Origin of the sequence: Paenibacillus sp. OK003 (assembly GCF_900109515.1) — a bacterium.
Taxonomy (GTDB): domain Bacteria; phylum Bacillota; class Bacilli; order Paenibacillales; family Paenibacillaceae; genus Paenibacillus; species Paenibacillus marchantiae.
Genome location: NZ_FOBD01000001.1, coordinates 301,991 through 327,388, shown reverse-complemented (window position 1 = coordinate 327,388; position 25,398 = coordinate 301,991). Strand labels below are relative to the sequence as shown.

General features: G+C 47.2%; 25 protein-coding genes. 6 read left to right on the top strand and 19 right to left on the bottom strand.

Features of this window, described 5'->3' with window-relative positions; translation table 11 throughout:
* Nucleotides 1–62 precede the first annotated feature (62 nt).
* On the top strand, nucleotides 63–992 hold the full coding sequence (locus BMW94_RS01600; RefSeq protein WP_090993809.1) for an AEC family transporter: 930 nt from the start codon (nucleotides 63–65) through the stop codon (nucleotides 990–992).
* Here the strand turns inward: BMW94_RS01600 and BMW94_RS01595 are convergent.
* The 5 genes from BMW94_RS01595 to BMW94_RS01575 form a co-directional block, all read right to left on the bottom strand.
* Complete coding sequence (locus BMW94_RS01595; protein ID WP_090993808.1) at nucleotides 970–1,560, bottom strand: DUF2062 domain-containing protein; 591 nt, start codon at nucleotides 1,558–1,560, stop codon at nucleotides 970–972. The two genes, BMW94_RS01600 and BMW94_RS01595, sit on opposite strands and share 23 nt — an antisense overlap.
* A 58-nt stretch (nucleotides 1,561–1,618) precedes the next feature.
* The gene (locus BMW94_RS01590) at nucleotides 1,619–2,077 is read right to left on the bottom strand and encodes an OsmC family protein (protein ID WP_090993805.1); all 459 of its coding nucleotides are present in this window, start codon (nucleotides 2,075–2,077) and stop codon (nucleotides 1,619–1,621) included.
* 19 nt (nucleotides 2,078–2,096) lie between these two features.
* Nucleotides 2,097–2,864 carry a DeoR/GlpR family DNA-binding transcription regulator gene (locus BMW94_RS01585; protein WP_090993803.1) on the bottom strand — a complete coding sequence of 256 codons (768 nt, stop codon included), beginning with the start codon at nucleotides 2,862–2,864 and terminating at the stop codon, nucleotides 2,097–2,099.
* Nucleotides 2,865–3,030: 166 nt separating this feature from the next.
* Complete coding sequence (locus BMW94_RS01580) at nucleotides 3,031–4,161, bottom strand: NADH-dependent flavin oxidoreductase (protein WP_090993801.1); 1,131 nt, start codon at nucleotides 4,159–4,161, stop codon at nucleotides 3,031–3,033.
* Nucleotides 4,162–4,413: 252 nt separating this feature from the next.
* Nucleotides 4,414–5,091 (bottom strand): SOS response-associated peptidase, encoded by a 678-nt coding sequence (locus BMW94_RS01575; RefSeq protein WP_024632055.1) that lies wholly within the window; start codon nucleotides 5,089–5,091, stop codon nucleotides 4,414–4,416.
* 226 nt (nucleotides 5,092–5,317) lie between these two features.
* Between BMW94_RS01575 and BMW94_RS01570 the strand changes: the two genes are divergently transcribed.
* Nucleotides 5,318–5,839, top strand: coding sequence for a zinc metalloprotease (locus BMW94_RS01570; protein ID WP_090993799.1), 522 nt, complete (start codon nucleotides 5,318–5,320; stop codon nucleotides 5,837–5,839).
* A 43-nt stretch (nucleotides 5,840–5,882) separates the two neighbouring features.
* A complete protein-coding gene (locus tag BMW94_RS01565) occupies nucleotides 5,883–6,557 on the top strand; it encodes a hypothetical protein (RefSeq protein WP_090993797.1) in 675 nt (224 codons plus the stop codon).
* 203 nt (nucleotides 6,558–6,760) lie between these two features.
* Here BMW94_RS01565 and BMW94_RS01560 read toward each other — a convergent pair whose 3' ends face one another.
* The gene (locus BMW94_RS01560; RefSeq protein ID WP_090993795.1) at nucleotides 6,761–7,600 is read right to left on the bottom strand and encodes a helix-turn-helix transcriptional regulator; all 840 of its coding nucleotides are present in this window, start codon (nucleotides 7,598–7,600) and stop codon (nucleotides 6,761–6,763) included.
* Between the two features lie 193 nt (nucleotides 7,601–7,793).
* Here BMW94_RS01560 and BMW94_RS01555 point away from each other — a divergent pair, with 193 nt between their 5' ends.
* The gene (locus BMW94_RS01555; RefSeq protein WP_090993793.1) at nucleotides 7,794–9,788 is read left to right on the top strand and encodes a beta-galactosidase; all 1,995 of its coding nucleotides are present in this window, start codon (nucleotides 7,794–7,796) and stop codon (nucleotides 9,786–9,788) included.
* A gap of 117 nt (nucleotides 9,789–9,905) precedes the next feature.
* Here BMW94_RS01555 and BMW94_RS01550 read toward each other — a convergent pair whose 3' ends face one another.
* From BMW94_RS01550 to BMW94_RS01540, 3 genes are all read right to left on the bottom strand, one after another.
* Entirely contained in the window at nucleotides 9,906–12,455 is a 2,550-nt protein-coding gene (locus BMW94_RS01550) for a beta-mannosidase (protein ID WP_090993791.1), read from the bottom strand.
* Nucleotides 12,456–12,713: 258 nt separating this feature from the next.
* Nucleotides 12,714–13,739 (bottom strand): LacI family DNA-binding transcriptional regulator, encoded by a 1,026-nt coding sequence (locus tag BMW94_RS01545; RefSeq protein ID WP_090993789.1) that lies wholly within the window; start codon nucleotides 13,737–13,739, stop codon nucleotides 12,714–12,716.
* A 201-nt stretch (nucleotides 13,740–13,940) separates the two neighbouring features.
* Nucleotides 13,941–14,888, bottom strand: coding sequence for a DMT family transporter (locus BMW94_RS01540; protein WP_090993787.1), 948 nt, complete (start codon nucleotides 14,886–14,888; stop codon nucleotides 13,941–13,943).
* Between the two features lie 165 nt (nucleotides 14,889–15,053).
* Between BMW94_RS01540 and BMW94_RS01535 the strand changes: the two genes are divergently transcribed.
* Nucleotides 15,054–15,929, top strand: a complete 876-nt coding sequence (locus BMW94_RS01535) for a LysR family transcriptional regulator (RefSeq protein ID WP_090993785.1) — start codon at nucleotides 15,054–15,056, stop codon at nucleotides 15,927–15,929.
* Between the two features lie 19 nt (nucleotides 15,930–15,948).
* Here BMW94_RS01535 and BMW94_RS01530 read toward each other — a convergent pair whose 3' ends face one another.
* From BMW94_RS01530 to BMW94_RS01505, 6 genes are all read right to left on the bottom strand, one after another.
* Nucleotides 15,949–16,431: a tetratricopeptide repeat protein gene (locus tag BMW94_RS01530; RefSeq protein ID WP_090993783.1), complete on the bottom strand. Its 483-nt coding sequence runs from the start codon at nucleotides 16,429–16,431 to the stop codon at nucleotides 15,949–15,951.
* A 183-nt stretch (nucleotides 16,432–16,614) separates the two neighbouring features.
* The gene (gene cyoE, locus BMW94_RS01525; protein ID WP_090993781.1) at nucleotides 16,615–17,472 is read right to left on the bottom strand and encodes a heme o synthase; all 858 of its coding nucleotides are present in this window, start codon (nucleotides 17,470–17,472) and stop codon (nucleotides 16,615–16,617) included.
* 157 nt (nucleotides 17,473–17,629) lie between these two features.
* Nucleotides 17,630–18,196 (bottom strand): hypothetical protein, encoded by a 567-nt coding sequence (locus BMW94_RS01520; protein ID WP_175480544.1) that lies wholly within the window; start codon nucleotides 18,194–18,196, stop codon nucleotides 17,630–17,632.
* 235 nt (nucleotides 18,197–18,431) lie between these two features.
* Nucleotides 18,432–18,785: a DUF3243 domain-containing protein gene (locus BMW94_RS01515; RefSeq protein WP_090896516.1), complete on the bottom strand. Its 354-nt coding sequence runs from the start codon at nucleotides 18,783–18,785 to the stop codon at nucleotides 18,432–18,434.
* A 116-nt stretch (nucleotides 18,786–18,901) separates the two neighbouring features.
* Nucleotides 18,902–19,456 (bottom strand): MFS transporter, encoded by a 555-nt coding sequence (locus BMW94_RS01510; RefSeq protein ID WP_090993779.1) that lies wholly within the window; start codon nucleotides 19,454–19,456, stop codon nucleotides 18,902–18,904.
* Nucleotides 19,453–20,880 carry an FAD-binding oxidoreductase gene (locus BMW94_RS01505; protein ID WP_090993777.1) on the bottom strand — a complete coding sequence of 476 codons (1,428 nt, stop codon included), beginning with the start codon at nucleotides 20,878–20,880 and terminating at the stop codon, nucleotides 19,453–19,455. Before BMW94_RS01505 ends, BMW94_RS01510 begins: the two co-directional genes overlap by 4 nt.
* 147 nt (nucleotides 20,881–21,027) lie before the next feature.
* Between BMW94_RS01505 and BMW94_RS01500 the strand changes: the two genes are divergently transcribed.
* Nucleotides 21,028–21,216: a hypothetical protein gene (locus tag BMW94_RS01500; RefSeq protein WP_090993775.1), complete on the top strand. Its 189-nt coding sequence runs from the start codon at nucleotides 21,028–21,030 to the stop codon at nucleotides 21,214–21,216.
* A gap of 147 nt (nucleotides 21,217–21,363) precedes the next feature.
* On the opposite strand, the gene BMW94_RS01495 is transcribed toward BMW94_RS01500, so the two are convergent.
* The 4 genes from BMW94_RS01495 to BMW94_RS01480 all read right to left on the bottom strand — a co-directional run bounded on the left by BMW94_RS01495 (nucleotide 21,364) and on the right by BMW94_RS01480 (nucleotide 25,293).
* Entirely contained in the window at nucleotides 21,364–22,293 is a 930-nt protein-coding gene (locus BMW94_RS01495) for an NAD(P)/FAD-dependent oxidoreductase (protein ID WP_090949287.1), read from the bottom strand.
* Between the two features lie 198 nt (nucleotides 22,294–22,491).
* The gene (locus BMW94_RS01490; RefSeq protein ID WP_254790070.1) at nucleotides 22,492–24,123 is read right to left on the bottom strand and encodes an S-layer homology domain-containing protein; all 1,632 of its coding nucleotides are present in this window, start codon (nucleotides 24,121–24,123) and stop codon (nucleotides 22,492–22,494) included.
* 148 nt (nucleotides 24,124–24,271) lie between these two features.
* Complete coding sequence (locus BMW94_RS01485) at nucleotides 24,272–24,874, bottom strand: nitroreductase family protein (RefSeq protein ID WP_090993773.1); 603 nt, start codon at nucleotides 24,872–24,874, stop codon at nucleotides 24,272–24,274.
* Nucleotides 24,875–25,047: 173 nt separating this feature from the next.
* Complete coding sequence (locus tag BMW94_RS01480; protein WP_090993771.1) at nucleotides 25,048–25,293, bottom strand: hypothetical protein; 246 nt, start codon at nucleotides 25,291–25,293, stop codon at nucleotides 25,048–25,050.
* Nucleotides 25,294–25,398: the final 105 nt, after the last annotated feature.

Below are 25,398 nucleotides of genomic sequence, written 5' to 3'. Positions count from 1 at the left end.
GACAAAGGTCAACTTCTGCTATGATAAAATAGGTTTTTCATCCAGAAAGGACTGAATTTCGATTGTTTAATTCATTTCTACTCACGTTATATCATGTATTTCTGCCCATATCGCTTCCTGTGATCGGAGGCATATTGTTAAAACGGTTCAAACATTGGGATACTCGGTCGCTATCGACCTTTTCCCTCTTTATTCTGAGCCCTGCGCTTATCTTTGATACACTGCTGCATGCTGATATTACATGGACAGACGTAACCGGCAAATTCTGGTTCTCCATCATCAATCTGATCGCCTTGTGGGCACTGGCTGAACTGCTGAGCCGAGTATTCCATCTTGGGGCAAGCGAAAAAGCGGGACTCACCCTTGTCTCCACGTTTACGAACTGCGTGAATTATGGGCTCCCGCTTGTGTTGCTTGCCTTTGGACAGCTTGGATTGGATAAGGCTTCGGTATATGTCATCGGACAGATGATCATTGTAAACACGGTAGGTATCTTTTTTGCTGCCAGATCCGAATTCACGGTCAAAAATGCGATTCTGTCCGTCTTCCGTATGCCTTCCATCTATGCTGCTTCGATAGCCATCATCCTGCGTGCATCCAATCTGAGCTTGCCAGTGGCACTGGATGGAGGCATCTCCATGCTCGCAGCCGGTTACTCCCCTGTCGTACTGGCCATTCTCGGTGCACAGATGCTCAGAGCGCGTGGTTCCGTCGAACCTTGGAAACCCAACGTCCGCAAAGCGTTCTGGACTGGACTTATAGTACGGCTTGCTGCAGCGCCAGTACTCTCATATCTAATCCTGACTGCACTTCAGATTGAAGGAACGTTATTCAGTGTGCTGCTGATCCTAGCGTCCATGCCGACCGCAGTGAACGCCGTCATTTTGGCCGAGCAATTCAATGCGTCTCCGCAGTTTGTGTCCCGCTGTATTCTGTGGACAACCGCTGCGTCCATGGTCATTCTGCCGATCATGATTGTGATGTCTTCCTGATCAGCACGGAAGCTGAAGTTGGAGACATCGCTGCCTGCTTGCGTTTCTCCAACCGACGTTCAAAGCGACGTTTGAGTGCTCTGACATAGAAGAACTTGACGACAAAGTAAGAAATCACACCCAGGATGACTCCAAAGACGGACATACCTGCCAGAATATCCAGGCCACCCCGCAATAGTTCACTTAGCGCGGACCAGTTGCCGCGAAACAGCTCCATAAAGGCACTCTCATGAACAAGTCCCTGCCCCATGCTGTGCGCCGGCAATATCCAGGAACCAATTTGCTTGGCAAGCGGCATCAATATGATGGGCAGGAAAGTTAGCTTGCCGACCACATTGCCCACAATAGCCGCTGGCAGTGAACCACCGGACAAACGTACAATCGGATAGAACACGAGATATATCAGTGATGCTGTCGAAATGACGATCAGTTCCAGACCAAAACCCAAAGCAAATCCGGTAGATACTTTATGTGCCCCGCCTGGAGCACGTAACAATTTGAGAAAATTAAGCTTCAAAGCACGTGTTAAACGCGCAAAACGTGAGTTTTTGCTTTTCTGTAGGTTCATACCGAACTTCCCCTTATCTTACACAAATGACGGCTCAAGCCGCCTACTCTTCAGTATATCATACCGCGTTAACGCCTGCTGTTATAATCACTGGCTGTGTCTCAATGGCGACGTTACCTGCTACCGCTCTGGAGATCATGCAGGACTCTTCTGCTTTATGTGCCAAGCGCTCCGCCTTCGTTACATCAGCATCAGATGCATCCGCTTTGAGCACAATGCGAGGTCTGTGTGTGATCCATTCGTACGTAAATACGTTATTGGTAACATCCACCGTCGCTTCAGACTCCAGTGTCAGTTCATCTGGTGTAATATCCGATCGCTCCAGCATTGCTGCCAGTGTAATCAAATAACAGGTGGACGCCGCACCCAGCAGCATTTCATCAGGATTAGTTCCAGTACCCGGACCACCCATCTCCTGTGGAATCGAAATGACTGTTTTTAATCCGCCTGCATCAATATGCCCCTCACTGTTACGTCCACCATTCCAAGTAGCTTTCAGGTGAAAAGGATGTTTCATTATATTCATTCCTTTCTAATTAGACACGGACACATGCTATGGATTGTTCATTCAGTACGCTAACCTGCTCTTCCTCTAAGCCCAGATCCGTTATTACTTTTGCCACACTGCTGAGTTCAGCCACTCTTGTAAAAGCCTGCACGCCAAACTTGCTCGAATCCGCCAGCAATATAACTTCATCAGCGATGCTGATCATCTTCTGCTTCACCAGCGCCTGCAATTCATTCGACTCACTGATGCCCTTGGTCAGATGTACACCTTTGCAGGATAAGAAAACTTTATCCACATGATACGCATCAAGCGAACGTTCAGCAAGCGGCCCTACAAACGATAGGGACTTCGAAGCAAGCTGCCCACCTGTCGCAATTACACGGATCTGTTCCTTGGTACTCAGCTCCGCCGCGACCTTAATGGAGTTGGTTAACACAGTGAGTGGTATGTTTGGCAGACCTGCTGCCATATACCACGCCGTTGTACTGGCATCCAGCGCGATCCGGTCACCAGGCTCTACCATTTTCACCGCTTCGTCCGCAATTCTACGTTTCTCTTCTGCATGAGTTACAGCCCGCTCCGGATAAGGGATTTCCGACTGCCCCTCTTCTTTATATTTTACGCTGACAGCCCCGCCATGGGAACGTCTGAGCCTTCCCGCCTGCTCCAGCTTGTCCAGATCACGACGGATTGTCTCTTCCGTTACGCCGCAGCGCTCACTAAGCTCGGTTACACGCATACTTCCCTGTGCATCTACCCATTCCACAATTTTCTCATAACGTTCAGCCACGAGCATCTTCATTCACTCCAAACCGTTGATTATCCAAGATGAATCCTGTTCATCCCATCATACCACAGTGCACACTGAAGGAAAATTTCATTGAAGGCGCAAAGAGAAGCGGGTACCAAAGGTGCAAAAAAGAGGGAGCTTTCGCTCCCTCCATCTCGAATGAAATTGTGTCTTATTTATCGTCAGCCATAGGGAACCAGCCCGGTGTGTGAATGATTGCATTCCACAGACCGTCGGGGATAACCAGACGTTCCTGATCTGATTTGGTGAGAATCGTCTCGATATCTTCCTCACGTCCGCTTTCGATTTTCTCAACCCAATCAGGCTCGATAATCAACTCACGGCCAATCGCAAGCAATGGCACACCGCTCTGAAGAGCTTCAATTGCCTCGTCTGCGGTATGGATGGCACCTACGCCAATGACAGGCAGTTTACCGTCCACGCGGTCAAGGATAAATTCAATTCTGGAGCGCGTATCTACTTCACCTCGTCTTGGCTTGGACCAGAACTCGTTGACGGATACATGCAGGTAATCCAGATTTTTATCTTTCAGCGCATCCACCAGTGCATACGTCTCTTTCATGGTCAGTCCCGGTGTTTCCGGCTCTTCTGGTGAGAATCGGTATCCAACGATAAACGGCAGTTTCGTATGTGTTGCTACCACCTTCTGGACTTCATCCACCACAGCGAGTGGGAATGTGAGACGTTTCTCGATGCTTCCGCCCCAACGATCTTCACGTCGGTTGGAATGCGGGGAGAAGAACTGCTGGATCAAATAACCGTTCGCACCATGAATCTCAACACCGTCGAAGCCAGCTTCAATGGCACGGCGGGTTGCTTCCCCAAAGTCCTTGATGATGGACGTAATTTCGTCATCAGACAGCTCTCTTGGTACAGAAGATCCTGGACGCTCACTGGCAACAGCGCTTGGCGCAGCGACTTGACCTGCTGGTACCGCTTGTTCTGGCGTAAGACGACCTGCATGGAAAATTTGCAGTACAGCTTTGGAGCCTTGCTGCTTAATGGTATCGGCCAGACGTTTCAGACCGGGAATAAAGCTATCGTCATAACTGCCAAATTGAGCCGGAAAACCAATTCCATTCGCAGTTACATGAGTTACCGCTGTAACAGACATACCAGCACCGCCGGTACGACGAGCATAATAAGCAAGTTCAGCGTCTGATACCGTACCATCTGGATTCGAGGACATATGAGTCATGGGAGCAAGCACGATCCGGTTTTTCAGCGTAATGCCGCTTGGCAGTGAAACTTGTTCAAACATTGGGCTATACTTTGGATTCATTCGTGGTTCCCTCCTGATTAAATATCTCTTTTAATAGATATATGAATATATGCGTTCACTTACTGTAATGATTATAGTTACGTTTCACACACATTGCAACTTTTCATTTTTCACCCCATCTCCATTGCATGTTTAAAAGCTCTCTGCTCCATTCACTTCCCGCCTTTTGTCCATTACACTAATTTCTTCTTTCTCAACCCAAAAAGACGGAGTGTCCTACGACTCTCCGCCTCATAAAACTGCTTGCTCAGCTTAGAAACTGCGTACGTATGCCAGCTTCTGGTCCATCTCTTCCACACATTCATAACAGTCATGCTCATCATTGGCCACCATCGGAGTAACCGGATACAGATTCATTTCTGTACTGTTGTAGGATTTCAATAACGGGAGCAGCTGTGTCACGCGTGTGTTCGCCGGGTCCAGCCAGGTATTGATCTCTTCTTCGGACAGAATCGCCGGCATTTTGCTGCCAAACTCCCGTGTAACCATGTTCGCTCCCGCCATCAGCATCGTGCAGGTACGCAGTGGCTGTTTGCGCGTATCTTTCCATACTTCGTATAATCCCGCAATCCCAAACAATCCGCGATCGGGCATAACGACACGCACCGCATAGCTTTTCTTGCCTTCTTGACGCCAGTAATACAAACCATTGCATGGGATCACACAACGCTTCGTCTCTACCAGCTTATAGTAGGCTGGATTCTCATGCACTGTCATGAGGTTGGCGTTGACTGCATCGCGTCCCCAGAACGGAATGAATCCCCATCGAAATTCGTCCAATACCCGCTCACCATCCTGATGCAAAATAATCGGTGTATGCTGGGTTGGGCTGATATTGTAACGGTTTTTGTAATAATACATCACCCGTTCAATCTTAAAATGATCCCTGACCTCATCCAAATCGGCTGCCAATGAAAAACGGTTACACATGCTCAGGCACTTCCTTCTCTGCGTGAATTTGAATGTATTGTTTGTTATTGCAGGGAAATTATGCATGCATATACGGACAGCAATCGACTTTTTCAGACGAAAAGAAGGTCTAATCCAGCAAAATCCTATGTTTTTAACACGAAAACAAAGACTTAAGACTCATTTCAATCGCTCTATTCCTTGTTACTATAATAGAGAAAAAATACAATTATTGGAGGTTTTAAGTATGAAAAGGAAGTTACTTATGAGCATCATGTTGTTTTCAGCCATCGCGATGTTCGGCAGTACCATCTATGCGGCAACATTTCTAACCTACGGCTACCCGAGCTCCACCATCCCGATTCGTACTTACAACTACGCCTCCGCGTGGCAAACCCCGATGGATGCCTCCCTCAGCAACTGGAACAATGCCGGTGCCAAAGTACAGTTCACCAAAACGAGCAGTTCCCCCAACACCATTACGGCCGGAAACTTCAATAACACAGCCTATGGTGTCAATTACGCCTCGGTGTCTGGCAGTCAGGTCGTAAGCTTCCGCATTGAATTGAATGCAACCACCATTACGGCTGACGCAACCAACTTGTCCAACTTTATTCAAAGCGTATTCGTTCATGAGCTCGGACACTCCGTTTGGCTCGGGGACAATCCCTCCACCACCAGCCCTTCCATCATGCTCTACTCCCGTAACCGGAACACAATGACACAGCCTCAAACCTTCGACATCAACAATGTCAGATCCAAGTACTAATCCACTATTTTCAAACCCCTAAATCCAAGGAGGACTCCTACCCATGAAAAAAATTCGAGTATTGACGATGCTTGCCTCTTCCATTTTCATTTTATCTGCCCTAGGCTGCTCTTCAACAACGACAAATACGGCCGCCACCAAAGATGAACCAATTACAATGATTGCTACCGAGGACTTTCCGAGTTACTCAAGTATCCACGATCTCTCCGAGAGAGCAAACACGATCGTTAGAGGCAGTGTCATCCAAACACGGGTTGAAGCATTGAATGACATGGTACAAGCCCCTGCTGTAAATGAAAGTGCTCTGGATGAGCAAACGAACCCGGGCGGTGAGGATATTGTTCCTTTTGATAAAATCTATACGATTTATACCATTAAGGTTGCTGAATCCTTCAAGGGAAATCATGCTGCCGGAGACATCATTGAAGTAAAACAGCTTGGCGGACAGCTGGGCAATACCGAGATTATTAACGATGACAATATCAAATTCATTCCCACCAAAGATTATGTGCTCTTCCTGGAAACGTATGAGGACACCCCCGCCAGCCTGTTGAATTCCGTGCAAAGCTTGTATGTGATCAAACCCGCAGCCAAATCGACTCAACCGGGTGAGCAGCAATCGAAGTCCGACGTTATTGTGAGCGCTAATCCAGAGAATGATCTCAAATTAAGCATTGATGAGCTGCAGGAAATCCAAAGCGAAGATCAGAGCAAATAACCTCGTTTGGCATGCACCTATGAACCTATCCCCCCTCCTACTGTTCAGTCATATAGCAAAAACGTGCCGCTCAGTAGAAACTGGGCAGCACGTTTTTTTAAGTATTGATGGTAGTCTATGCCTGTGTGGTACGTGATAACTTATTTACTATATTTGTTGAGATCATAGTTAATGTGATATTTATTCATGTCTCACTTATCCTCTTATCCCCTGCTTCCCAAACTGTACAATGATCTGAATTGCTGAGGGGTCGTCCCGTTATAGGTCCGAAACATGCGAATAAAATAACTGCTGTGTGTAAATCCGCACTGAGAAGCAATTTGTTTCACCGATAGTTCCGAGTCTACGAGCATTCTCTTTGCGGCCAGAATGCGGCAATCCAGCAGATACTTGCCTGGAGGAACCCCCATGATGCTCTTGAACATGCGATTAAAATAATACACGCTGTACCCCGCAGTATCCGCCATTTCAGCAAGACTTAGCGGTTGTGTGCAGTGACGACGAATATAATCGGCTGTTGAGCGGATTGTATCCTGATGGTTCAGTAAAGACGTTCCTTCAATTGACTCCGAATTCCGTGCCAGTTCAACTAGCAACTCATACAGTACCGCCGACATCTTCGGTTCATGCACACTCTCATAAAATGCACCGAGCTGGCATAATTGTTCATGCAGTTCCTCGAAACGGTCCTCTCCAGAGAATGAAAAGAGCCACACTTTGTCCGGATTCCGCAAGCCTAGCAGGCGCTCCAGATCGTGGGCTTGCAGATGAATCCATCTGATATCCCAGGGATCAGATGGATCGGCATAATACTGTTGCGCCTGTCCCGGCGCATATAGAAAACCTTGTCCAGCCGTTAATGGGACGCTGCCCTGCTCGGTTCTCACTTCACCCCGTCCGTTGAAAACCAGATGCAAATTATACTCTCGTATTCCGTGCGGACGATGTTCCCTGTGCTCTGGATCGAGATATCTTCCGTAGGCTACTGGATAACATGCATACCCTGCATGCCCGGGCTCCGGCATAAACCAATGGTTTCGCATGTGTTCTTCCTCCCAAAAATAGCAAGATCATGATACCCTATCGCAACATGTTATTATATTCCCCTCTCATTATCCATTATAAAATGAAATAGACTCGACACTCTTCCACAAGATGATGATAGTGGAGTCATTAAGCACTGGCTTGAGCGTGCATGAAAATCATTATGTTCCAGACCAAAGGAGATTAGCATACATGAACCAAAACCGACCTATTCAAATGGGTGTTGATTATTATCCTGAACATTGGGACCCTAATCTGTGGGAGCAGGATGCCCGATTAATGGCCGATAGTGGTGTACGTATTGTACGTGTGGGTGAATTTGCCTGGAGTCGAATGGAGCCTGCCGATGGACAATTCGATTGGACATGGCTTGATCAGGCGCTCGATACCCTTCATCGCAATGGGCTCCAGGTGGTGATCGGTACACCAACGATGACACCACCACGGTGGCTCACCAAAAAATGTCCTGATATTCTGCCGGTGCTGCCAAGTGGACAGTTGTACCATGAAGGAGTCCGCGGCCACCGCTGTTATAACAGTTCGAGCATGCGGACGTACAGTGCACGAATTGTTCAGAAGCTGAGCGAGCGATATGCAGGACATCCGGCTGTGATTGGCTGGCAGACTGATAATGAATTCAGTTTCACGGATTGTCAGTGTACTGCTTGTTCAGAGGCTTTTCGCGAGTGGGTTCGAGCCCGTTACATTTCACTAGGGCAGCTCAACCAGGCTTGGGGTACTGTTGTCTGGAGTGGAGAATACAGCGATTGGGAACAGGTGACGCCACCATATTGCGGCTCTCCGTTTCAGAATCCTTCGTTCCTGCTGGACTACTCCCGTTTTCAGTCGGATTCCATTGTGGCTTTTCAAAGCATCCAAATCGAGATCATTCGGCATAACTGTCCCGATCATTTTGTCACTCATAATTTTCATAGCTATCCGCAAAAGGCAGATCAATATAAAATCGGTCAGGATCTGGATTTCGCTTCTTTTGATTACTATCCCAACCCTTCACCTAACAAAACGGACACCGCACCTTACAGTGGCGCTTTGTCGCTAGATCTAACACGTGGCATCAAACGCCGAAATTTCTGGATTATGGAGCAGCTTAGCGGACCTCCAGGATGCTGGTTTCCGATGTGGCGTACACCCCAGCCCGGCTTCTTGCGTGCTTACTCATGGCAGACTATTGCCCGTGGAGCGGATGCGGTCGTGCATTTCCGCTGGCGCAGTGCCACTAGTGGAGCAGAACAGTTCTGGCACGGACTGATTGATCACAGCAATGTTCCAGGGCGACGGTTCAAGGAGTTTCAGCAACTGTGTACCGAAGTGAACAGTCTGGGTGAACGTCTGCAAGGCTCAACATTGCAGAACGAAGTCGCCATCCTGCATTCGCATGATCAGTTAAACGCTCTACGAATTCAGCCACAGGCGGAAGGACTGGAGTACTACGAAAATATAAAAGTATGGCATCGTGCCCTAACCAAATGGGGAATTAGTACAGATGTTATCCATTCCTCGGAAGCGCTCGATGGCTACAAAATCATCATCGCACCGCACTTGTATCTGCTGGACGAGAGCACCACGGAACGTCTGCAAGCTTTTGCAGCGGATGGTGGCATATTGGTCTTAACGCATCGCACCGGTGTCAAAAACGATAACAACGTCTGTGTCATGGAGCCACTTCCAGGTATGTTATCTGCTTGCTCGGGCGTGCGTGTTACCGAATATGACCCCATTGGTGGTGACCAAATTCAGATTCGGGATGAGAAGGGCAATACATATGCTGCTTCACAATGGGCTGATGTGTTGGAACTGGACACGGCACAGGCGATTGCGGTTTATGCGGATCAATTTTATGCCGAAAGTGCGGCTGTCACCCAAAACAACTGGGGTAAAGGTGCTGTCTATTATGTAGCGACCCAGCCGGATGAAGCTTATCTGAGCCAGTTACTGCAAAACATCGCTGAACAATGTGGCCTATCCGGGATTCAAACCCTGCCAGACGGTGTCCAGGTGACAACCCGCTCAGGACCGAATGGAACGTTTCGTTTCATCCTGAATCTAAGTCCTGAATCTGTCTCCATTCCGTTGCAAGCATCATACAAAAGTGCATTGAATGGAACTATGAAAGGACCTCGATTGGAACTGGAGCCGTATGATATCGAAATCTTGGAGATTCAATAATATGTAACATCTCTGCGCTTAAAACAAAATGAACCATGAAAAGGCCCGGGTATGCACATCAAGTGCATCCGGGCCTTAAAGAATTGGGCGTTAACAACATAAACCAATCTTACTTGATTACAATTTGATAAAGTCAGCCATGGAACGAACCTGGATGGCCCCCGCCTTGGAGACAGTACCATCAGATCCCTGTAATTCCCCTCTGGAGGTGAACTTGACTTTCACAGGAATACCCGGAATGAGGTCGAAGAAATTGTCCGAGAACACCCATTCTGCCTCAGTAGAAATCCATACTTGTTTTGCAAGCACATTACTTTCCAGGACCAGATGTACGCCATCATTCTCGGTAACTTCGGTTACCTTAATTTGCGCTGGTTGCAATGCAATATCCTTTGAAGGTGCAAAATAATGTTCCTGTGTGATGTCGGCTGCCCCATCCTGCTTCAGATCAATACGCAGCAATGTTGTTGCAGCATCGCGGCCTTCCAGCCATTCCGCCTGGCTCAATGACAGCACCTGTTGACCAGAGTTGGATGCCAAAGCGACTTCATGCTCTTCCTCACGATAAACTGTACCATCAAAGTCAATCAGGCGTAACAGGAGTTTGCCTTTCACAGGTTCAAGCTGATCCGAGATGAGATAAATATCCGTCACATCTTCCTTCGTACCATCTACCGATACCAAGATATCGCTGAAGCTGCGTTTCGCGTAATATTGCAATGCTTTCCAGCGTCCAAAGTAATCCATTCCCGCCCAGGAAGCCACCGGCCAGCAATCATTCATCTGCCAGTAGAGCGTTCCCATACAGAACGGCTTGCGGCGACGGTGAGCCTCAATGGCTGTTTTCATCGCCTCAGCCTGAAGCACTTGGCTCATATAGAGGAAGGATGGGAAATCCTTCGGTTCATGCATGTACATATCCATGTATTGCTTGATCAGACGATTACCTGCCCCGTTCTTCTGATGCGCCAGCATGACTTCAGACTCCAGCGCCAGATCCTCTTCCTCCGCATACTTGCGAACCGAATCATATTCAGGGAAGGACTGGAAGCCATACTCACTCATGAAGCGGCCAACATGAACGTTGTAGTTCTCAAAGGGCTCCACATTATGCCACACACCCCAATAGTGGATATCCCCTTCCGATGTGGAGGGGTGAGCATGCTGCTTGTCGTCGCCCGACAGGGATACCAGTGGTGAAGAAGGCCAATAATCCACATCAGGAGCATAGGTTTCCACCACTTCTGGCAAAAGATCATGAAAAATAGCTTCGTAATCCGCCCAAATGCGTTCTCTTTGCTCGGCGTTGTAATCTTTTTTCCAGCCCCAGCCGCCATCCTCAATGTAATGTGCCCACGCTGAATCAATCTCGTTATTACCACACCACAGCACAATGCTTGGATGATTACGCAGACGTTTCACATTATCAATCGCCTCATGCTTCACACTGTTCAGGAAAGCCTCGTCTCCAGGATACATGCTGCAAGCAAACATAAAGTCCTGCCAAACGAGCAACCCATATTCGTCACACAACTCGTAGAACACGTCTTCTTCATAGAAGCCACCACCCCATACACGGAGCATATTCATGTTCGACTCGGCAGCAGATACAATCTCATGCAGATAACGCTCACGCGTCACTTCAGTTATGAAGCTGTCATTGGGAATGTGGTTCGCCCCTTTGGCAAAGACAGCAACTCCATTTAACTCAAAATAAAATGATGCTCCCGCTTCATCTTTGTCACGAACCAGACGAATGGACCGAATACCCGTTTTGACTGTAGACTCAGCCACAGCCTGTTCGCCCTGAATCACTTCCGTATGGAAAGAATACATATGCGGGTCACCCAATCCGCGGCTCCACCACAGCTTCGGCTCAACCATAGAGATTGGGACCTCCACAGTTTGGACGCCCGGTTTCAGGGTTACAGCCTGCGCCCAACTCTGTTCATCCGTTCCTACTCGAATGATCGCTTCAATGGATTGCGAAGTTTCTACTTCCACGACCGCAGTGAGCGAAGCGGAAGGAGCGGTTACTTCATTTTGCTGAATGAATACATCATTAATTCGTACGTCCGTCCAGCCTTCAAGGCGTGCTTCACGCCAGATTCCGCTGGTTACAAAACGTGGACCCCAATCCCAACCGTAGTGATACGGGGCTTTCCGTGCAAAAATACTCACTCTTTTGTCGCCTAGTCCCCCCACGTCGGATTGATCATTCGATGCAGGCAGGGCATATCCGAGCTTCTCCAGCTTCGGCAGATCTTCATGGATCGGAGAACGAAAGCGTATTCGTAAAATGTTGCCATTTGCCTTTACAACAGATTTCACATCGACTGTCCACACCCGGAACATATTGTCTGCTGACAATACATGTTGTTCATTTACATACACATCTGCATATGTATCCAGACCATCAAAAACCAGCTCCAGATGCTGCTGCGACAGCAGTGCTTCATTCACATCAAATTCGGTACGATATTCCCAGTCTTTCTTATCGACCCATTGAACTTCTTTTTCGTTAGTTCCATAGAAAGGGTCCGGAATTTTACCCAGTTTCAGCAAATCCGTATGCACACAGCCGGGTACGTGAGCCGGCAACCATTCCTGATCTTCACAAGCCTTGAACGTCCAATTCTGAAAAGTCTGCGATTGTATTTTGCTCATGACAGCCTCCGTTATCATTAATGAAGTAGTTTGAAAAACAATTTGTTAGGTTTTGTTATCATAAAAACGAATAACTTACAAAACAAAATTAACATGATATGCTCAATTCAGTCAATCTGTTTTGTGGATTATTTCTAAAAAATATATCCGATAAACAAAAAAAGACATGAAGCCCAATGTCTCCATGTCTTTTCACCCCAAGTTTATAGCGCATTGGCGTGTGTTATTTTTCTCATTACCGATTCACGTTCGTTAGCTTCACGGTAAAATAGCATTGTACTCATCACGAATGATTAATTCCGAATAGATCAGCTTTCTTTCAAAAGGCCCGTCCGGATGCTCCATACGCCATAATAACTGGTCCACCGCACGTCTGCCCAGATTTTCCTTATCGATATGCACCGTAGCAAGAATAGGCTCTGCTGTACGGGTATTATCGAATCCGGTCACTGCACAGCGCTCCGGCACCTCAATGCCTCTGCTTTGAAGTGCACCAATCACAACAGCGGCCATGTGGTCGTTGGCACATACCATCACTTCGGGGATATCCTCCATCTTCATACCCACAATCGATTCCCGAATGTGATCCAGATCAGGTCCCAGCAAATCTGCTTGCTGTGAAACCTGCAGCTGCATCTCTTCCACTACCGAACGATAACCGAGCCATCGCTCTCTGAAACTGGCTGCATCAGGCAATTGGCCAGCAAACTGCAGCCGTCTGTAGCCTTTTCCAACGAGCATCAGCACCAGTTCCTGCATGCATTTCATGTTATCTGTAAATATCGTGTCTCCATGAATTGCCGGGTCTTCATGATCAACCATCACAAGTGGAATATGCAGTCGATAAATCTCGAGCAATACGGATGTGGAGATGGAACCGACGGTAATAATTCCGCTGATGGCTTCAGGATTAAGCACCGAAAACATGCGATCCGAGGAAGGTTCCGTCAAGGTTAGGATATCCATGCCCTTCTCATTCAGGCGTGCAGATATTCCGTCAAAGATGGGACCCCAGTACAGGGAGGAGCGATTCTGTGAACGAATGTTAGGAAACAAGATCAGAATAGTCCCCTGCCTGTCCATCTTCATCTCCGGTTCAGCAGGGGTTTCCACCAGATAACGCTTCGGTTCAGCTTTGAAATATCCGAGCTGTCCTGCCGTCCTGACAATCATCTCCCGGGTATGTTCACTGACACCAGGTTTGCCGGTCAACGCTCGAGAGACTGCGAATTTGGATACCCCCGCAGCATCGGCAATTTGCTGCATGGTTACTCTTTTGGCCATCCTTCTCACCCGTTTTTCCTTTATTTTTCATTTAGTGTAGCATAAAAGAAGGAATTCAACAAAACAAGTTATGAAAAACTTCATTTTGTTAGGTTAATTATTTTCTAGGAATTCTGAAACGATCTCGGATAAATAACAAAAAAAGTTCCACCAACACCTTCACTAGGAAGATGATGGAAGAACTCTTGCTTTATTTCTAAATTATACTCCCGGTGCTCCCTGATCTCCCAGTTCGGTCTGCAATGTTGTCCGCTTTCTGCGCCAGAATACCGGATAAGGGACTTTGATCTCCGTAATCAGGACACCAATGAGCATCAGTGCTGCACCCGCATACCCTTGCAGTGTAAGGGACTCCCCTTGAAAGGTAAATGCAAATGCTGCTGCAAACAGTGGTTCGAGCGAAAAGATCAGACTCGTTCTCGTTGGTGATGCATGCCGCTGGGCAAGAGTCTGCAAAATGTAGCCAATGCCGCTGCACAGTACTCCCAGACCCAGAATGGCCGCCCAAGATTGAGGTGTGTCAGGTAAACGTGGTGTCTCCAGCAGAAATGTAGCTGCCAGCCCCCACAGGGCCGCAACGCCTAGTTGAACCGTTCCCAGCGTTAGTGGATCATGCTTTGGCGTATACTTGCCAGCAATCATAATGTAGATCGCATACACTAATGCTGCGAGAATGCAAAGGATATCCCCCATATGCAGACTAAGCTCATGTTGAAGTGTCAACAATGCAAGCCCGGTTACCGCCACGAGAATACTTATCGTTAACCGCAAGTCTGGCATTCGCCGGTGCAGAATTGTCGTCAGGATGGGCACAAAGATCACTGCCAAACTGATCAAAAAACCTGCCTGGGAAGCCGTTGTGCGCTGTACTCCATACGTGATAAATACAAAGGCCGCAAATAACGCTGTTCCCATAATAGCCCCTGCTGCAAGTGTTCTGCGGTCCATTTGGAAGAGTCGCCGATGGAAAAGGACAGCCGCCGCGATAAAGGCAATTCCAAACCGGAAAGCGACCAAATTCAACTCCTGCATGGACTCCAATCCTGATTTCATAAACAGATAGGATGATCCCCATATTACCGTTGCGAGCAGCATCTGCAAATCCGCTCTTCTTGATGCCTGACCTTGTGGTGCACGTACTCCGTTCATCTTGCTTCTACCTTCATTCTATGTATTGTAATCTGACCAAGGCTCTGTCGAACTAACTCGCCTTGGCAAGTATAAACGATCTCTTTGCATTATAAAAATGAATATTTATAATAGTTAATATGAAATAAACTCATGTATTAAATAAAGAGAGGAACGGAATCTTTCATGTCATTGGTCAAATACGAAATTTTGAATGCGGTAGTGGAATACGGCAGCCTCACCAAAGCAGCAGAAGCATTGAATATTACCCAATCTGCCGTCAGTCATGCCATCGCCAGTCTGGAGACCGAGTGTGGTTTTTCACTGCTGAATCGAGGCCGCTCCGGTGTACGACTAACTGCCGAAGGGGAACGCATTCTGGGCTATACTCGTGAAATTCTGCGGTGGACGGAACTGATGAACCAGGAAATTTCATTAATTCGCGGCGCCGAGATTGGAACCGTGCGTATTGGCACATTCGCCAGTGTATCCACGCAGTGGCTGCCTGGCATCCTGAAGCAATTTCGCCTCGGTCATCCCGGCATCGAAATTAAGCTGTGGGAGGGGGACTATGCTGAAATTGAAGGCTGGCTGGCTGGAGGTGCCATCGATCTTGGTTTTCTGTCCCTTGGCGATTCTTCGCCTTTTGAGACGATTCTATTACAAAAAGACAGGATGATGTGCATCCTGCCTCTGGAACATCCACTCGCTACGGAGAAGTCTGTTTCATTTGATGTACTGCTGGAACAGCCCTTTATTTTGCCTAAATGGGGTGGTGATAACGAGATCGAACGGTTGATCCGGCAGCATGCAGCCAAGCTGAATGTGGTCTATGAGGTCGCCGAAGATCAGGCCATCATGGCGATGGTTCGAAACGGTCTGGGCATCAGTCTCTTGCCTGAAATGGTTCTTCAACACCATACGAACGAGCTCGCTCTTGTTCCTCTCACTGGAGATCCTTTTCGTACCATTGGCATCGCATGCCCGTCTCTCACCAATCTGTCCCCTGCTTCACGTCGTTTTATCAAAGCGGTACAGGAATGGCTAACTCCATCGTTCTAACCTGTCCTCCATGACTCACTTAGTCCCATACCCGATCCAGCTGATCTGCATAGAAACGGATAGCTCTGCTGTAGTCGGTTATTCCCTTATCCTTTGATGTATCGGCCAGTTGTACCAGCAGCCGCTTCATTGCCTCCGCATGCTCGCCCAGATTATAGAGCACCATGGCCAGAAAAACTTCAAATTCCCGGTTCTCCGGGAATTCACTTAGTCCCTTTTCAAACCAGGCCTTCGCCTGCTCATATTGCCCCAGAGTCCGATACGTGCTGCCAAGTCCAAGTATGGCACCTGTCCTGTCCTCAGCCGGAAGCCCCAGGCTTAGAGCCTTCTCATAATGCGGTACCGCTGCCCGCTCCAGTCCAAGTGAATCATGAGCCCAAGCCAACTGGTACCAAACCTGCGCATTGTCCGGTTCCTGTAATGCCAGTTCCTGCAGCAGCTCTATCGCCTCATGCATTTTCCCCTCCGTCCTCAAGAGGATAGCCTGCTGTAAATCATTCATCTACTCCACTTCCCATTCTTCCAAAATCATTTTCCAAAGTATAATTATAGCAAAAAAACACCCCGAGAAGTACGCCGGAACAACCACAGGTTGTCCAAGCCTATTCTACAGCGTGCTTTTTCGTAAGGTGCCAGCTAACTTGGCATCTTCATATTCGAATATTTTACAAAAGTGATGTTTCGCTCAGGACCAGGTTGTGTTTGCCACCATGACAATGAATACAACCATGAGATAATTGACGGAGATCAGAAAGTTAACCTTGGCCCACTTCTCATTATCCTGAGTTTTCAATCCGCTTAGTGTATGGACAAACCAGATCAAACCACCAATGACGGATACAAGCAGAAACACAAGTCCAACGTAGTTGTAGTAATACAACAGAAATACAGCAGGAAGCAATAGAAACACGTAAGGAATCATCTGCACCTTTGTGCGCTTCACACCTTTGACTACCGGCAACAGTGGGAAACCGGCTGCACGATATTCTTCCACTCTGCGAATCCCGAGTGACCAGAAGTGAGGTGGCTGCCACAGAAATAATAGCGCAAACAGCAACCAGGCACCTGCATCAATCTGATTGGTTACCGCACAATAACCGATTACAGGCGGCATCGCCCCCGCAATTCCACCCAATGATGTACTCCAGGTCGAGCTGCGTTTGAGCCACATCGTGTAGATCACGATATAAGCAAACCATCCAAGCAGTGCCATCCAACCGGATAACGGATTGACCAGGAAGTACAGCAGCACAAAACCAACTACACCAAGAACAATTCCATACCCCAATACAAACTTGGGTTTAAGATGATTGATGTAATCCATCCGTTTTTTGGTGCGCTCCATCTTCTGATCCAACTCACGATCCCAGTAGTTGTTAATGACACAAGCCGAAGCGATGACCAAGGTTGATCCAATCAACACCATGAGCAGAGATATCCACGAAATATCCCATTTCGAAGCGACCCAGAACCCTACCGCTACCGCAAACACATTCAGCCGCAAAAGTCCGGGTTTCGTTAATGCAATCATGTCTTTAAGCATGAGAAGCCTCCTGAACTATGTAAAAACACCATTCCTATAATGATACATGTACATACCAACAATTACAATCTCCTTCATGAATTTGTCATAACCAAAAAGCATCCCTGCCGGTTCAATGGAACCAGAGGAATGCTTAACCGTTGCATTTAATCTAATTTTATGGAATGTACTGCTGTACAATTTTGATCACTTTTCCGTCCTGCACAGTGAGGTGATAAGGGAATACGGACAGATCAAGAATATTGGTATTGTCATACAAGGATTCGAATTTGCTGAGCGCTACTGACTCATTCCATTGAATCGTGGTGCCCGATACTGTACCATCGCGATCATACAACTGCATCAACACTTCAGCATTCGCACTTACTTCTACCTTTTCCTGCTCTTTGCTGTCATTGACAATATAATAACCATCAGGAGCACCGTCTATACCAGAGTCCGGATTGCGTTGATCAAAAACTTTATCGGCCTCTGCCCCTTGATACCAGCCAATCTTGTCTACAATCAAGTACGATTTACCATTCTCATGCTGTATGTCATCCACATACGCTGTAAACATCTCGGAGTTTGCAGCCTGTGCTTCTTTCGCAAAAGCCTGTACAGAGTCTGTGCTCTCCTCAGCGTTCGCTGGTGTAAGCAAATATGTAGCAAGCACAATCATGCCAAGCAATGCAACAGCAGCACCAAGCATTCGTAATTTCCATTGTTTCGCCGCGTTCTTCATAGGCAGCATCTCTCCTTATTATGAACGTTACTATTCCTTAACCGGAAGGCTTTTCCTTCAAACGCTCATATGAATATTTAATCTTTCTTTTACTCTCCCTATCATACCGGGTGTACCCGCTGTAAAAGTATCAGCCAGATGAAAAATAGTTACAATAGGTGTCATAAAAAAAGAAACCCTGAATGCCTCGGCATCCAGAGTCTCTATTGGCATAGCTTTTAGTTTCAGTTCGATCCTAATGATTCGGGGTTGAACCTTGTGCCAGACGCACTAGCATATGAGCCAGCATATGGCGCTCTTCCTCTTTCCCGACATTCCATAGTTCTTGCAGCAACTTCTCTTCACGGTTACGCGGCTCTTCCCGGGCTGCCAAATAGTCGGCTACTTTCTCGGCGATTTTGGCCATCTGCTCCTCACCCAGTCCAATCGATTCTCCCATTGCAATTCGTTTGCCCAGATATCCTTTAAAGGTATCAAAGTTCTGTAAAATCTGTTCCCGTTCCTCCGGCGCAATCTTATCAATCGCATTGTCTACCTTGTCGGTTGAAACTTGTCCATCTTTATGGATAACATGATTTTGTTCATTCATCTGAAAAACCTCCTTGAGAATACTCGCTTTGTGGAATGTAAGCAAAATGCTTAATCATACCAGGTTATCTATAATATAAACTTCTCGCTGGAGATTAATCAGACCATTTCTATCCTTTAGCCATCTATTGCTTCATCAGAAATGCTTCGTAATCGCCATACTGCCAGAGCTCCCCACATATACAGCATGGCACTCAGATAAAATAATACATCGATTGTCAGCCAATCAATCAGCACACCGCCAACAATAACCGCAAATCCTGACGCGGCGGATGTCCAGAAATGATAGTTACCTACAGCTGGGCCCCGTTGCCCAGCCACCGTATAATCGGCGAGCAGCACCCGTTCACTCATTCGCTGCATCGCATTGCATGTCCCCATCATCATTTGCAGCAGCAGCACCCAGATGTAGGAAATGACCCACGGAAATGCAATCATGGCTGCGGCCATCCCCACCGAACTTACAATGAGCCACTGCTTGGCGTGTCGATCCATCCGGGGAGCGAGCCATTGCGAAGCAGCAGCCGAACTGATTGTAAATACGGCAAAAGCAAGCCCATATTTGGAGAAGCTGTTACCCAGATTTTTGAGAAACAAAAGATAATACGGATAAATCATGCCCGAAGCGAGCGTAACAATACTTTGAGATCGAACAAGCCACTTGATATTCATGGATGATTTCCTCCATACTGCTCCATAAAATAGTTCATAAATAAATGATTCGGATCCACCTTTTCTTTGGCTGCAAAAAACTCATTCTTTCGTGGATAGGCCTGTTCGAATTGCTCTGAAGTTGCATAACCTGCATAGGGCAGATAATATGTTCCGTTATATCGAAGGACGGCATCTATCAGCTGCTGCATACCGTCCTTGAACTTCCCTTGTTCTTCCTCGGACAATGAAGCGTGAAATAAACAGACGAGTCCGAACATATCCTGCGTTGCATAGGAAAGCACAGCTTCTTCATCATGTTTCGCATACCTGACTGTAATGTTAAGCAGATCCAATTGCTCCTGGGATACAATCTCACCCATCTCCTGAACAAATGCGGGGAAGGCATCCACCGGAATAAAATATTCCTGCAACAGATCATTTTCACCGGGCTGGTGATACTCCATGAAGGCAGACGCAGAAGCCATCGCATTGTTGCGGCTGAGCCTCTTGCCATCCTGTGACTCGAAGTACCGCTGCTGCAGCGGCCAAAACCAGGCCCGCCCCCATTCGAATTCACGGTTCAGGTTGAACAGGAGTTTGCTGGGAAGTACGCCCCTTTCACGTTCATCCAGATGATTATAATCATCCAGTGAAGCCGTTGGATCAGAGGCATAATTCAATGCGTACATCTCGCGAAAGTAGCCTTCACCGGAGTGAACTGAAATTCGGGCCAGATGCATACGCATCATCGAGTCTCCCAGGATATTCTTTTGAAAATAAGACGGGTAGTCCTCGACCTGCACCTGCTCCGTTGTGAGACGATAGACTTCATCATCCGTTAACGTCAACGTAACGTCCAGGATCACCCCAAACAGTCCGTAACCCCCAAGTACAAGCGGGAAAAGCTCTGCATTCTCCGTGCGACTCACTTGCCGAATCTGACCATCTGCCGTCAAGAGATGAAAGGAATCGACACTTTCAATCAAGGAACCCTGCTGAAGCTCTCGACCATGTGCATTTACACTGATAGATCCGCCTATGGTGAAAATATTCTGGGACTGCATATTTTTGACCGCCAGTCCATATGGGTTAATGGCTCGCTGTACGTCAGCCCAGGTCGCCCCAGCCTGCACACGCACCTTTTTGGCATCGGTATTGACTTCCAGCACTTTGTTATACGAGGTCATGTCTATGACAATGCCGTCTTTATAATAAGTGTGTCCTCCCTGACTATGGCGCTGCCCGGCAATCGATATCGTCAAGTTCCGCTCTCGGGCTTCCTTCAGCAGTTCAACGAGCTGCTGCTCTTCATGACCTTCGACCACACGTTCAACCTTAACCGGATGAAGGCGGCTGTAGTCGGTAATCAGATATGGATTCTGATCATCGCTATCCGTTCTCCAATATGTCCACACACATAAAATCAGAAGTAACAGGAGCATGCTCGTTTTTTTGAACAGATGAACTCTTCCTCCCTTAACACATATCGTTTCAATTTGATTTGATTGGTTAATCGTTTACATATACATCACAAGGATTGGATATGTTAAGGAACACCTTAAACATACCTGAATAAGGAGGAATTTTCCATGAACGAACATAAAAAAGAACGAAAAAACAAAGATCTACAGCCTGGTGTGAATACAATTATTCAACCCGACCCGGACAATCCCGGCCCAACGGACATGATTGAAGAAGCCGTAGGAGAAATCGTGGACAACATCACTCATCCTCACAAAGCCCAAACAACCGAAATCCGCAATACAAACAGCAAATAAATTCTGACCATCCTTATGCAAGAGGTTTACGTGCAACGCAAAAAGTCCTCCAACCTTAGTCACAACGGTCGGGGGACTTTTTAAACTGTTTTTTCTATGAACGGGGCTGTTCTCCATCTGCATTTTAATCGGCTTTTTAATTTGCGTTTAAATCTGCTTCACCTTATTTTCCTTTTCCATCTGTTGCAATGCCTTGTGAATCCAGATCGCTGCAATTGAACCTTCGCCCATGGCAACCGTAGCTTGTTCCGCGTGCAGACCCAGATCCCCGGCAATCCATACATTAGGCGCGGCCTGCATGCTGCGCGGGTTAGCTTCCACGTGTTTATTATCCGCGATGACGGCTCCAAGCTGCTCTGCCAGTTCATAATGCACACGATTGCCTCCAAACGCGACAAATCCACGCTCCGACTCATATATCTGTCCATCTTCCGTCAGCACACCCGTAATATGGCCATCCTCCATCTGTTGCACTTCTTGGACGGCCGCCTCAAGGTAACGAACTCCTGCCTCTTTCATGCTTCGATGAAGCTCAGCAGAGATTGGCGACTGCTCATGGTTGATGTACAACAACTCATTGGTACGTTGAATCAAAACCATAGCCATGTTTGCACCGGCTTCGCCTGAACCAAGCAATATCGTGCGCTGATCCTGAATCTCATATCCATCGCAATCCGGGCACACATATACTGTTCGTCCCAACGTAGGCCTTAATCCCGGAATAGCGGGTATTCTGTCCGTTAGTCCGGTTGCCAGTAAGACTGTTTTTGCCATATATTCAGAGCCGGAAGAGCCGAACAATTGAATTTGTTCTCCCCGGCGTCCTGCCTTAATGATACGGTCTTTTTCAAAAACTACCCCTGTCTGCTCTGCCTGCATTCTGCCTTTGGAGCGCAGCTCTTCACCAGATACTCCATCGGGGAAACCGAGAATATTATGATAGGTTCGGCATAACGTTGATCTGCCTTCTCCTGCGTCCACCACCAATACCCGGTGGGAAGAGTAACGCCCCATCTGAATGGCTGCCTGAAGTCCTGCGAGTCCTCCACCTACTATGATGCAATCATACTCTCGCATGCTCCATCTCCCTCCTATGCTTCTATCTCTTATATGTTATTGGACAGTTCACTATCCTTCTATCCATTTACACCGTTCAACCAAAATCAAACGTGATTCATTACAACTTAGCTTTTACCAAAATAAAATAACCCAAACCATCCGTCTGAATAACGGTGTGTTTGGGTTGGTTTAAGAAAGAATTATAATTTCGGGAATTTAGAAAATGTATGATTCAAATCGTGAAGCGTTCGAAATGGCATTCCATACATCTGCCGTCTCTCCGCCCATATACCAGTAGGCCAATCCGGCAATATTACGCTCTCCGCTCATCATTACTTTCGCCGATAATGAACGACTGTCCTCTGCCCATATATATCTCGGCGAACCGTTACTGTTATAGCCGATGACATATTGGACCAGATCTGCATCCCATCGTCTCACGGAACCTGAAGCTCGTGCACGAGTTCCCTGTTCTGCCAGGGTGATATCCCATGAACTGGCTGCCGGATTAACGGAAGACCAATCCCGTGTATATAAGGGTAGAGCCTGAATTGTTTTGGCGCGAACGACCTCAGCGAGCATCGTATCCAAAGCCCTTTCAACCCAAGGAAGAGATGCCACAGACCCTGCTTGCGGATCGCCGTTCCAATGTTCCTCATATCCCATCAGTACCATGTAATCCGATACAGCGCCTAATTGCGCATAATCAAATGCATCGGTCCAATCTGTCCCCAGATCGGGTGATACATCTACAGACACAACAGCGCCCAGAGCGTGCAAAGCCGTTGTCAGCGAGGTAATAAATGCGGTCATTCCTTCGCGATCAGCTGGCAGTACGTTCTCGAAATCCACGTTAATGCCATCCAGTTTATATGTTTTCACCAAAGAGGTGACCTGTGAGATCACCGACGCCCGGTTGGCTGAGCTCGATAACATCTGGTGGGTAAGGTCTGGGTTCGAACGATTGCCAAGCAACGGCCATACCTGCCTGTCTGTAGCAGATGCCCAGGATAATAACGATGTGTCCGTGAGATCCGTGACTTTCATGCTGCTATTCAGGAAGAACCAACGGGGAACCAGCGTGTTGGCTTCCGATTGTTCGATCTGTTTCTTGAACTCAGCAGTAGAGGCGTTATATTGCCATCCCAACTGAATACCGAGCTGATCCTCGCCTTTCAGCTGATCTGACCAGGTTTTCTTTTGCAAAATGGCATCCAGCATCACTGCTGCCTCTTCTCTGGTCACTTCGTCATGCGGGCGAAACTTGCCATCACTGCCGCGCATCAAGCCTAGCTGATATACGGTCTGCACATAAGGACGCGCCCAGTCGGATATCTCAGCTGCATCGTCATACGTGGATGACAGAAGGTTCGTTGATTTGGAGGATTGTTTCAGCATCCTTACCAGCAGTGCAGCCGCTTCTTCCCGAGTAATGGAGGCGTTTGGCTGGAACACGCCCTGACTCTTGCCCTCAAGAATGGAAAGATTGGTCATGGCTGCAACGTTGCCGTAATACCATGCGTTCATGCTGACATCGTTATAGGGATTAATATTGTTTTTAACAGGTTTCAAACCTAGCAATCTCACGGCAAATGTTGCAAATTCAGCACGAGTGACTGCCTTTTTGGGTTCAAACGTATTCTCAGTGGTTCCGGCAGCAATTCCTGCCTTGACCAGATGTGCAATGGCATCCTTGGCATAACTGGAGGTTGTATCCTTGAACACCTGCTGAGACGCTGCTGCCTGAGCTGTGGATTCACCGATGGAGATTGATCCTATCGCCAGTACGCCGCACAAAATAGCATTCCATAGCTTTCGCCGGGTACGTTTGTATATTTTATTATTCACATCAAAAAGCCTCGCTTCATTGGAGTACGATCTACATCATCGTATCAAATTGAAGCGAGGCCGTATGTGGTTAAATATTGGGAAATTCGCTGAAACGAGGCACCTCAATCTTTTCAATTAAGGTCAACGTTCGATTCAAGCAAAAGTCTTACTTGTGTACTTTTACACGTTGTTCAACCGGTTGGAATTCTTTCTCGCCTGGTGTTGCTGTTGGTTTGCCGAATGGCATTTGAGCGATCAGTCTCCAGTTCTCGGGAATGTTCCATTCCTGTTTGACCTTCTCGTCAATCAGCGGGTTATAGTGCTGCAGGGAAGCTCCCAAACCTTCTTGCTCCAAAGCAGTCCAGATCACCAGTTGCAACATACCGTTGGATTGGTTCGCCCAGATCGGGAAGTTATCCGCATAAGCTGCAAAATTTTGTTGTAGCTGCGCAATCACATTGTTGTCTTCGAAAAAGAGTACTGTACCGTATCCGCTGCGGAATCCAGCCATTTTCTCAGCTGTGGATTGGAAAGCTTCTGCATTGCCAACCACTTCACGCAAAATTTCTTCCGTGTGATTCCACAGTTTGTCGTGTTGTTCACCGAGCAATACTACGGCACGAGATGTTTGTGAGTTGAATGAAGTCGGAGTGTATTTTACCGCTTCTTCCACGATTTCCTGGATTTTAGCATCCGAGATTGTGGATTCCTTGCTGATTCCATAATAAGATCTTCTGTTTTTCAACGCTTCAAAGAAAGATGTAGACATAAATATTCGCCTCCCAAAATGGTATTTCCTAAATTGCCAACACAGTAACTATAATATAGTAACATACATTAGTCAACAAACTATTTTATTTTCACTAAATGTACATCTAGTCATTCCCTTCTGAATAGGGGGAATTAAGTACTCATTTTTAACCGCAATTGAATTGATTCGGATCACTGCGATTCGCGATAATCTGCTCGATATTTCTCTTCCGATGACGAATTGCTCTTGGTCTGATCCTTATTCTTCTCCTCCTGCTTCTCCATATTCAGATCTTCCATCGGAATGGGGTCCGCCGTCTGCTCTTCTTCATATCGGTCAAGCAAACTTTCCTGCTCTGTTGCATACTGCTCCGGATTGTCATGGGAACGATCCTGATGTGCATCCTTGTTATTTTGATCCGGTGTGCACTCTTTCATTCGTGATTCCTCCTCAGTTTTCATTTTTTTCATTTACCCTTCTTTTACCTTTTCTGTCTGGCTTCTAAACACGGCGGGTATTATGAGATGAACGTAACAGGTGCA

Excerpts from the sequence above, each read along its gene's own strand:
- BMW94_RS01570 (WP_090993799.1), top strand. The coding sequence starts at position 5,318 with ATGAAAAGGAAGTTACTTATGAGCATCATGTTGTTTTCAGCCATCGCG.
- BMW94_RS01495 (WP_090949287.1), bottom strand. The coding sequence starts at position 22,293 with ATGCGAGAGTATGATTGCATCATAGTAGGTGGAGGACTCGCAGGACTT.
- BMW94_RS01505 (WP_090993777.1), bottom strand. The coding sequence starts at position 20,880 with ATGCTCCTGTTACTTCTGATTTTATGTGTGTGGACATATTGGAGAACG.
- BMW94_RS01520 (WP_175480544.1), bottom strand. The coding sequence starts at position 18,196 with ATGAAGAACGCGGCGAAACAATGGAAATTACGAATGCTTGGTGCTGCT.
- BMW94_RS01510 (WP_090993779.1), bottom strand. The coding sequence starts at position 19,456 with ATGAATATCAAGTGGCTTGTTCGATCTCAAAGTATTGTTACGCTCGCT.
- BMW94_RS01575 (WP_024632055.1), bottom strand. The coding sequence starts at position 5,091 with ATGTGTAACCGTTTTTCATTGGCAGCCGATTTGGATGAGGTCAGGGAT.
- BMW94_RS01585 (WP_090993803.1), bottom strand. The coding sequence starts at position 2,864 with ATGCTCGTGGCTGAACGTTATGAGAAAATTGTGGAATGGGTAGATGCA.
- BMW94_RS01555 (WP_090993793.1), top strand. The coding sequence starts at position 7,794 with ATGAACCAAAACCGACCTATTCAAATGGGTGTTGATTATTATCCTGAA.
- BMW94_RS01550 (WP_090993791.1), bottom strand. The coding sequence starts at position 12,455 with ATGAGCAAAATACAATCGCAGACTTTTCAGAATTGGACGTTCAAGGCT.
- BMW94_RS01560 (WP_090993795.1), bottom strand. The coding sequence starts at position 7,600 with ATGCGAAACCATTGGTTTATGCCGGAGCCCGGGCATGCAGGGTATGCA.
- BMW94_RS01590 (WP_090993805.1), bottom strand. The coding sequence starts at position 2,077 with ATGAAACATCCTTTTCACCTGAAAGCTACTTGGAATGGTGGACGTAAC.
- BMW94_RS01545 (WP_090993789.1), bottom strand. The coding sequence starts at position 13,739 with ATGGCCAAAAGAGTAACCATGCAGCAAATTGCCGATGCTGCGGGGGTA.
- BMW94_RS01485 (WP_090993773.1), bottom strand. The coding sequence starts at position 24,874 with ATGTCTACATCTTTCTTTGAAGCGTTGAAAAACAGAAGATCTTATTAT.
- BMW94_RS01565 (WP_090993797.1), top strand. The coding sequence starts at position 5,883 with ATGAAAAAAATTCGAGTATTGACGATGCTTGCCTCTTCCATTTTCATT.
- BMW94_RS01500 (WP_090993775.1), top strand. The coding sequence starts at position 21,028 with ATGAACGAACATAAAAAAGAACGAAAAAACAAAGATCTACAGCCTGGT.
- BMW94_RS01480 (WP_090993771.1), bottom strand. The coding sequence starts at position 25,293 with ATGAAAGAGTGCACACCGGATCAAAATAACAAGGATGCACATCAGGAT.
- cyoE (WP_090993781.1), bottom strand. The coding sequence starts at position 17,472 with ATGCTTAAAGACATGATTGCATTAACGAAACCCGGACTTTTGCGGCTG.
- BMW94_RS01580 (WP_090993801.1), bottom strand. The coding sequence starts at position 4,161 with ATGAATCCAAAGTATAGCCCAATGTTTGAACAAGTTTCACTGCCAAGC.
- BMW94_RS01530 (WP_090993783.1), bottom strand. The coding sequence starts at position 16,431 with ATGAATGATTTACAGCAGGCTATCCTCTTGAGGACGGAGGGGAAAATG.
- BMW94_RS01515 (WP_090896516.1), bottom strand. The coding sequence starts at position 18,785 with ATGAATGAACAAAATCATGTTATCCATAAAGATGGACAAGTTTCAACC.
- BMW94_RS01595 (WP_090993808.1), bottom strand. The coding sequence starts at position 1,560 with ATGAACCTACAGAAAAGCAAAAACTCACGTTTTGCGCGTTTAACACGT.
- BMW94_RS01540 (WP_090993787.1), bottom strand. The coding sequence starts at position 14,888 with ATGAACGGAGTACGTGCACCACAAGGTCAGGCATCAAGAAGAGCGGAT.
- BMW94_RS01535 (WP_090993785.1), top strand. The coding sequence starts at position 15,054 with ATGTCATTGGTCAAATACGAAATTTTGAATGCGGTAGTGGAATACGGC.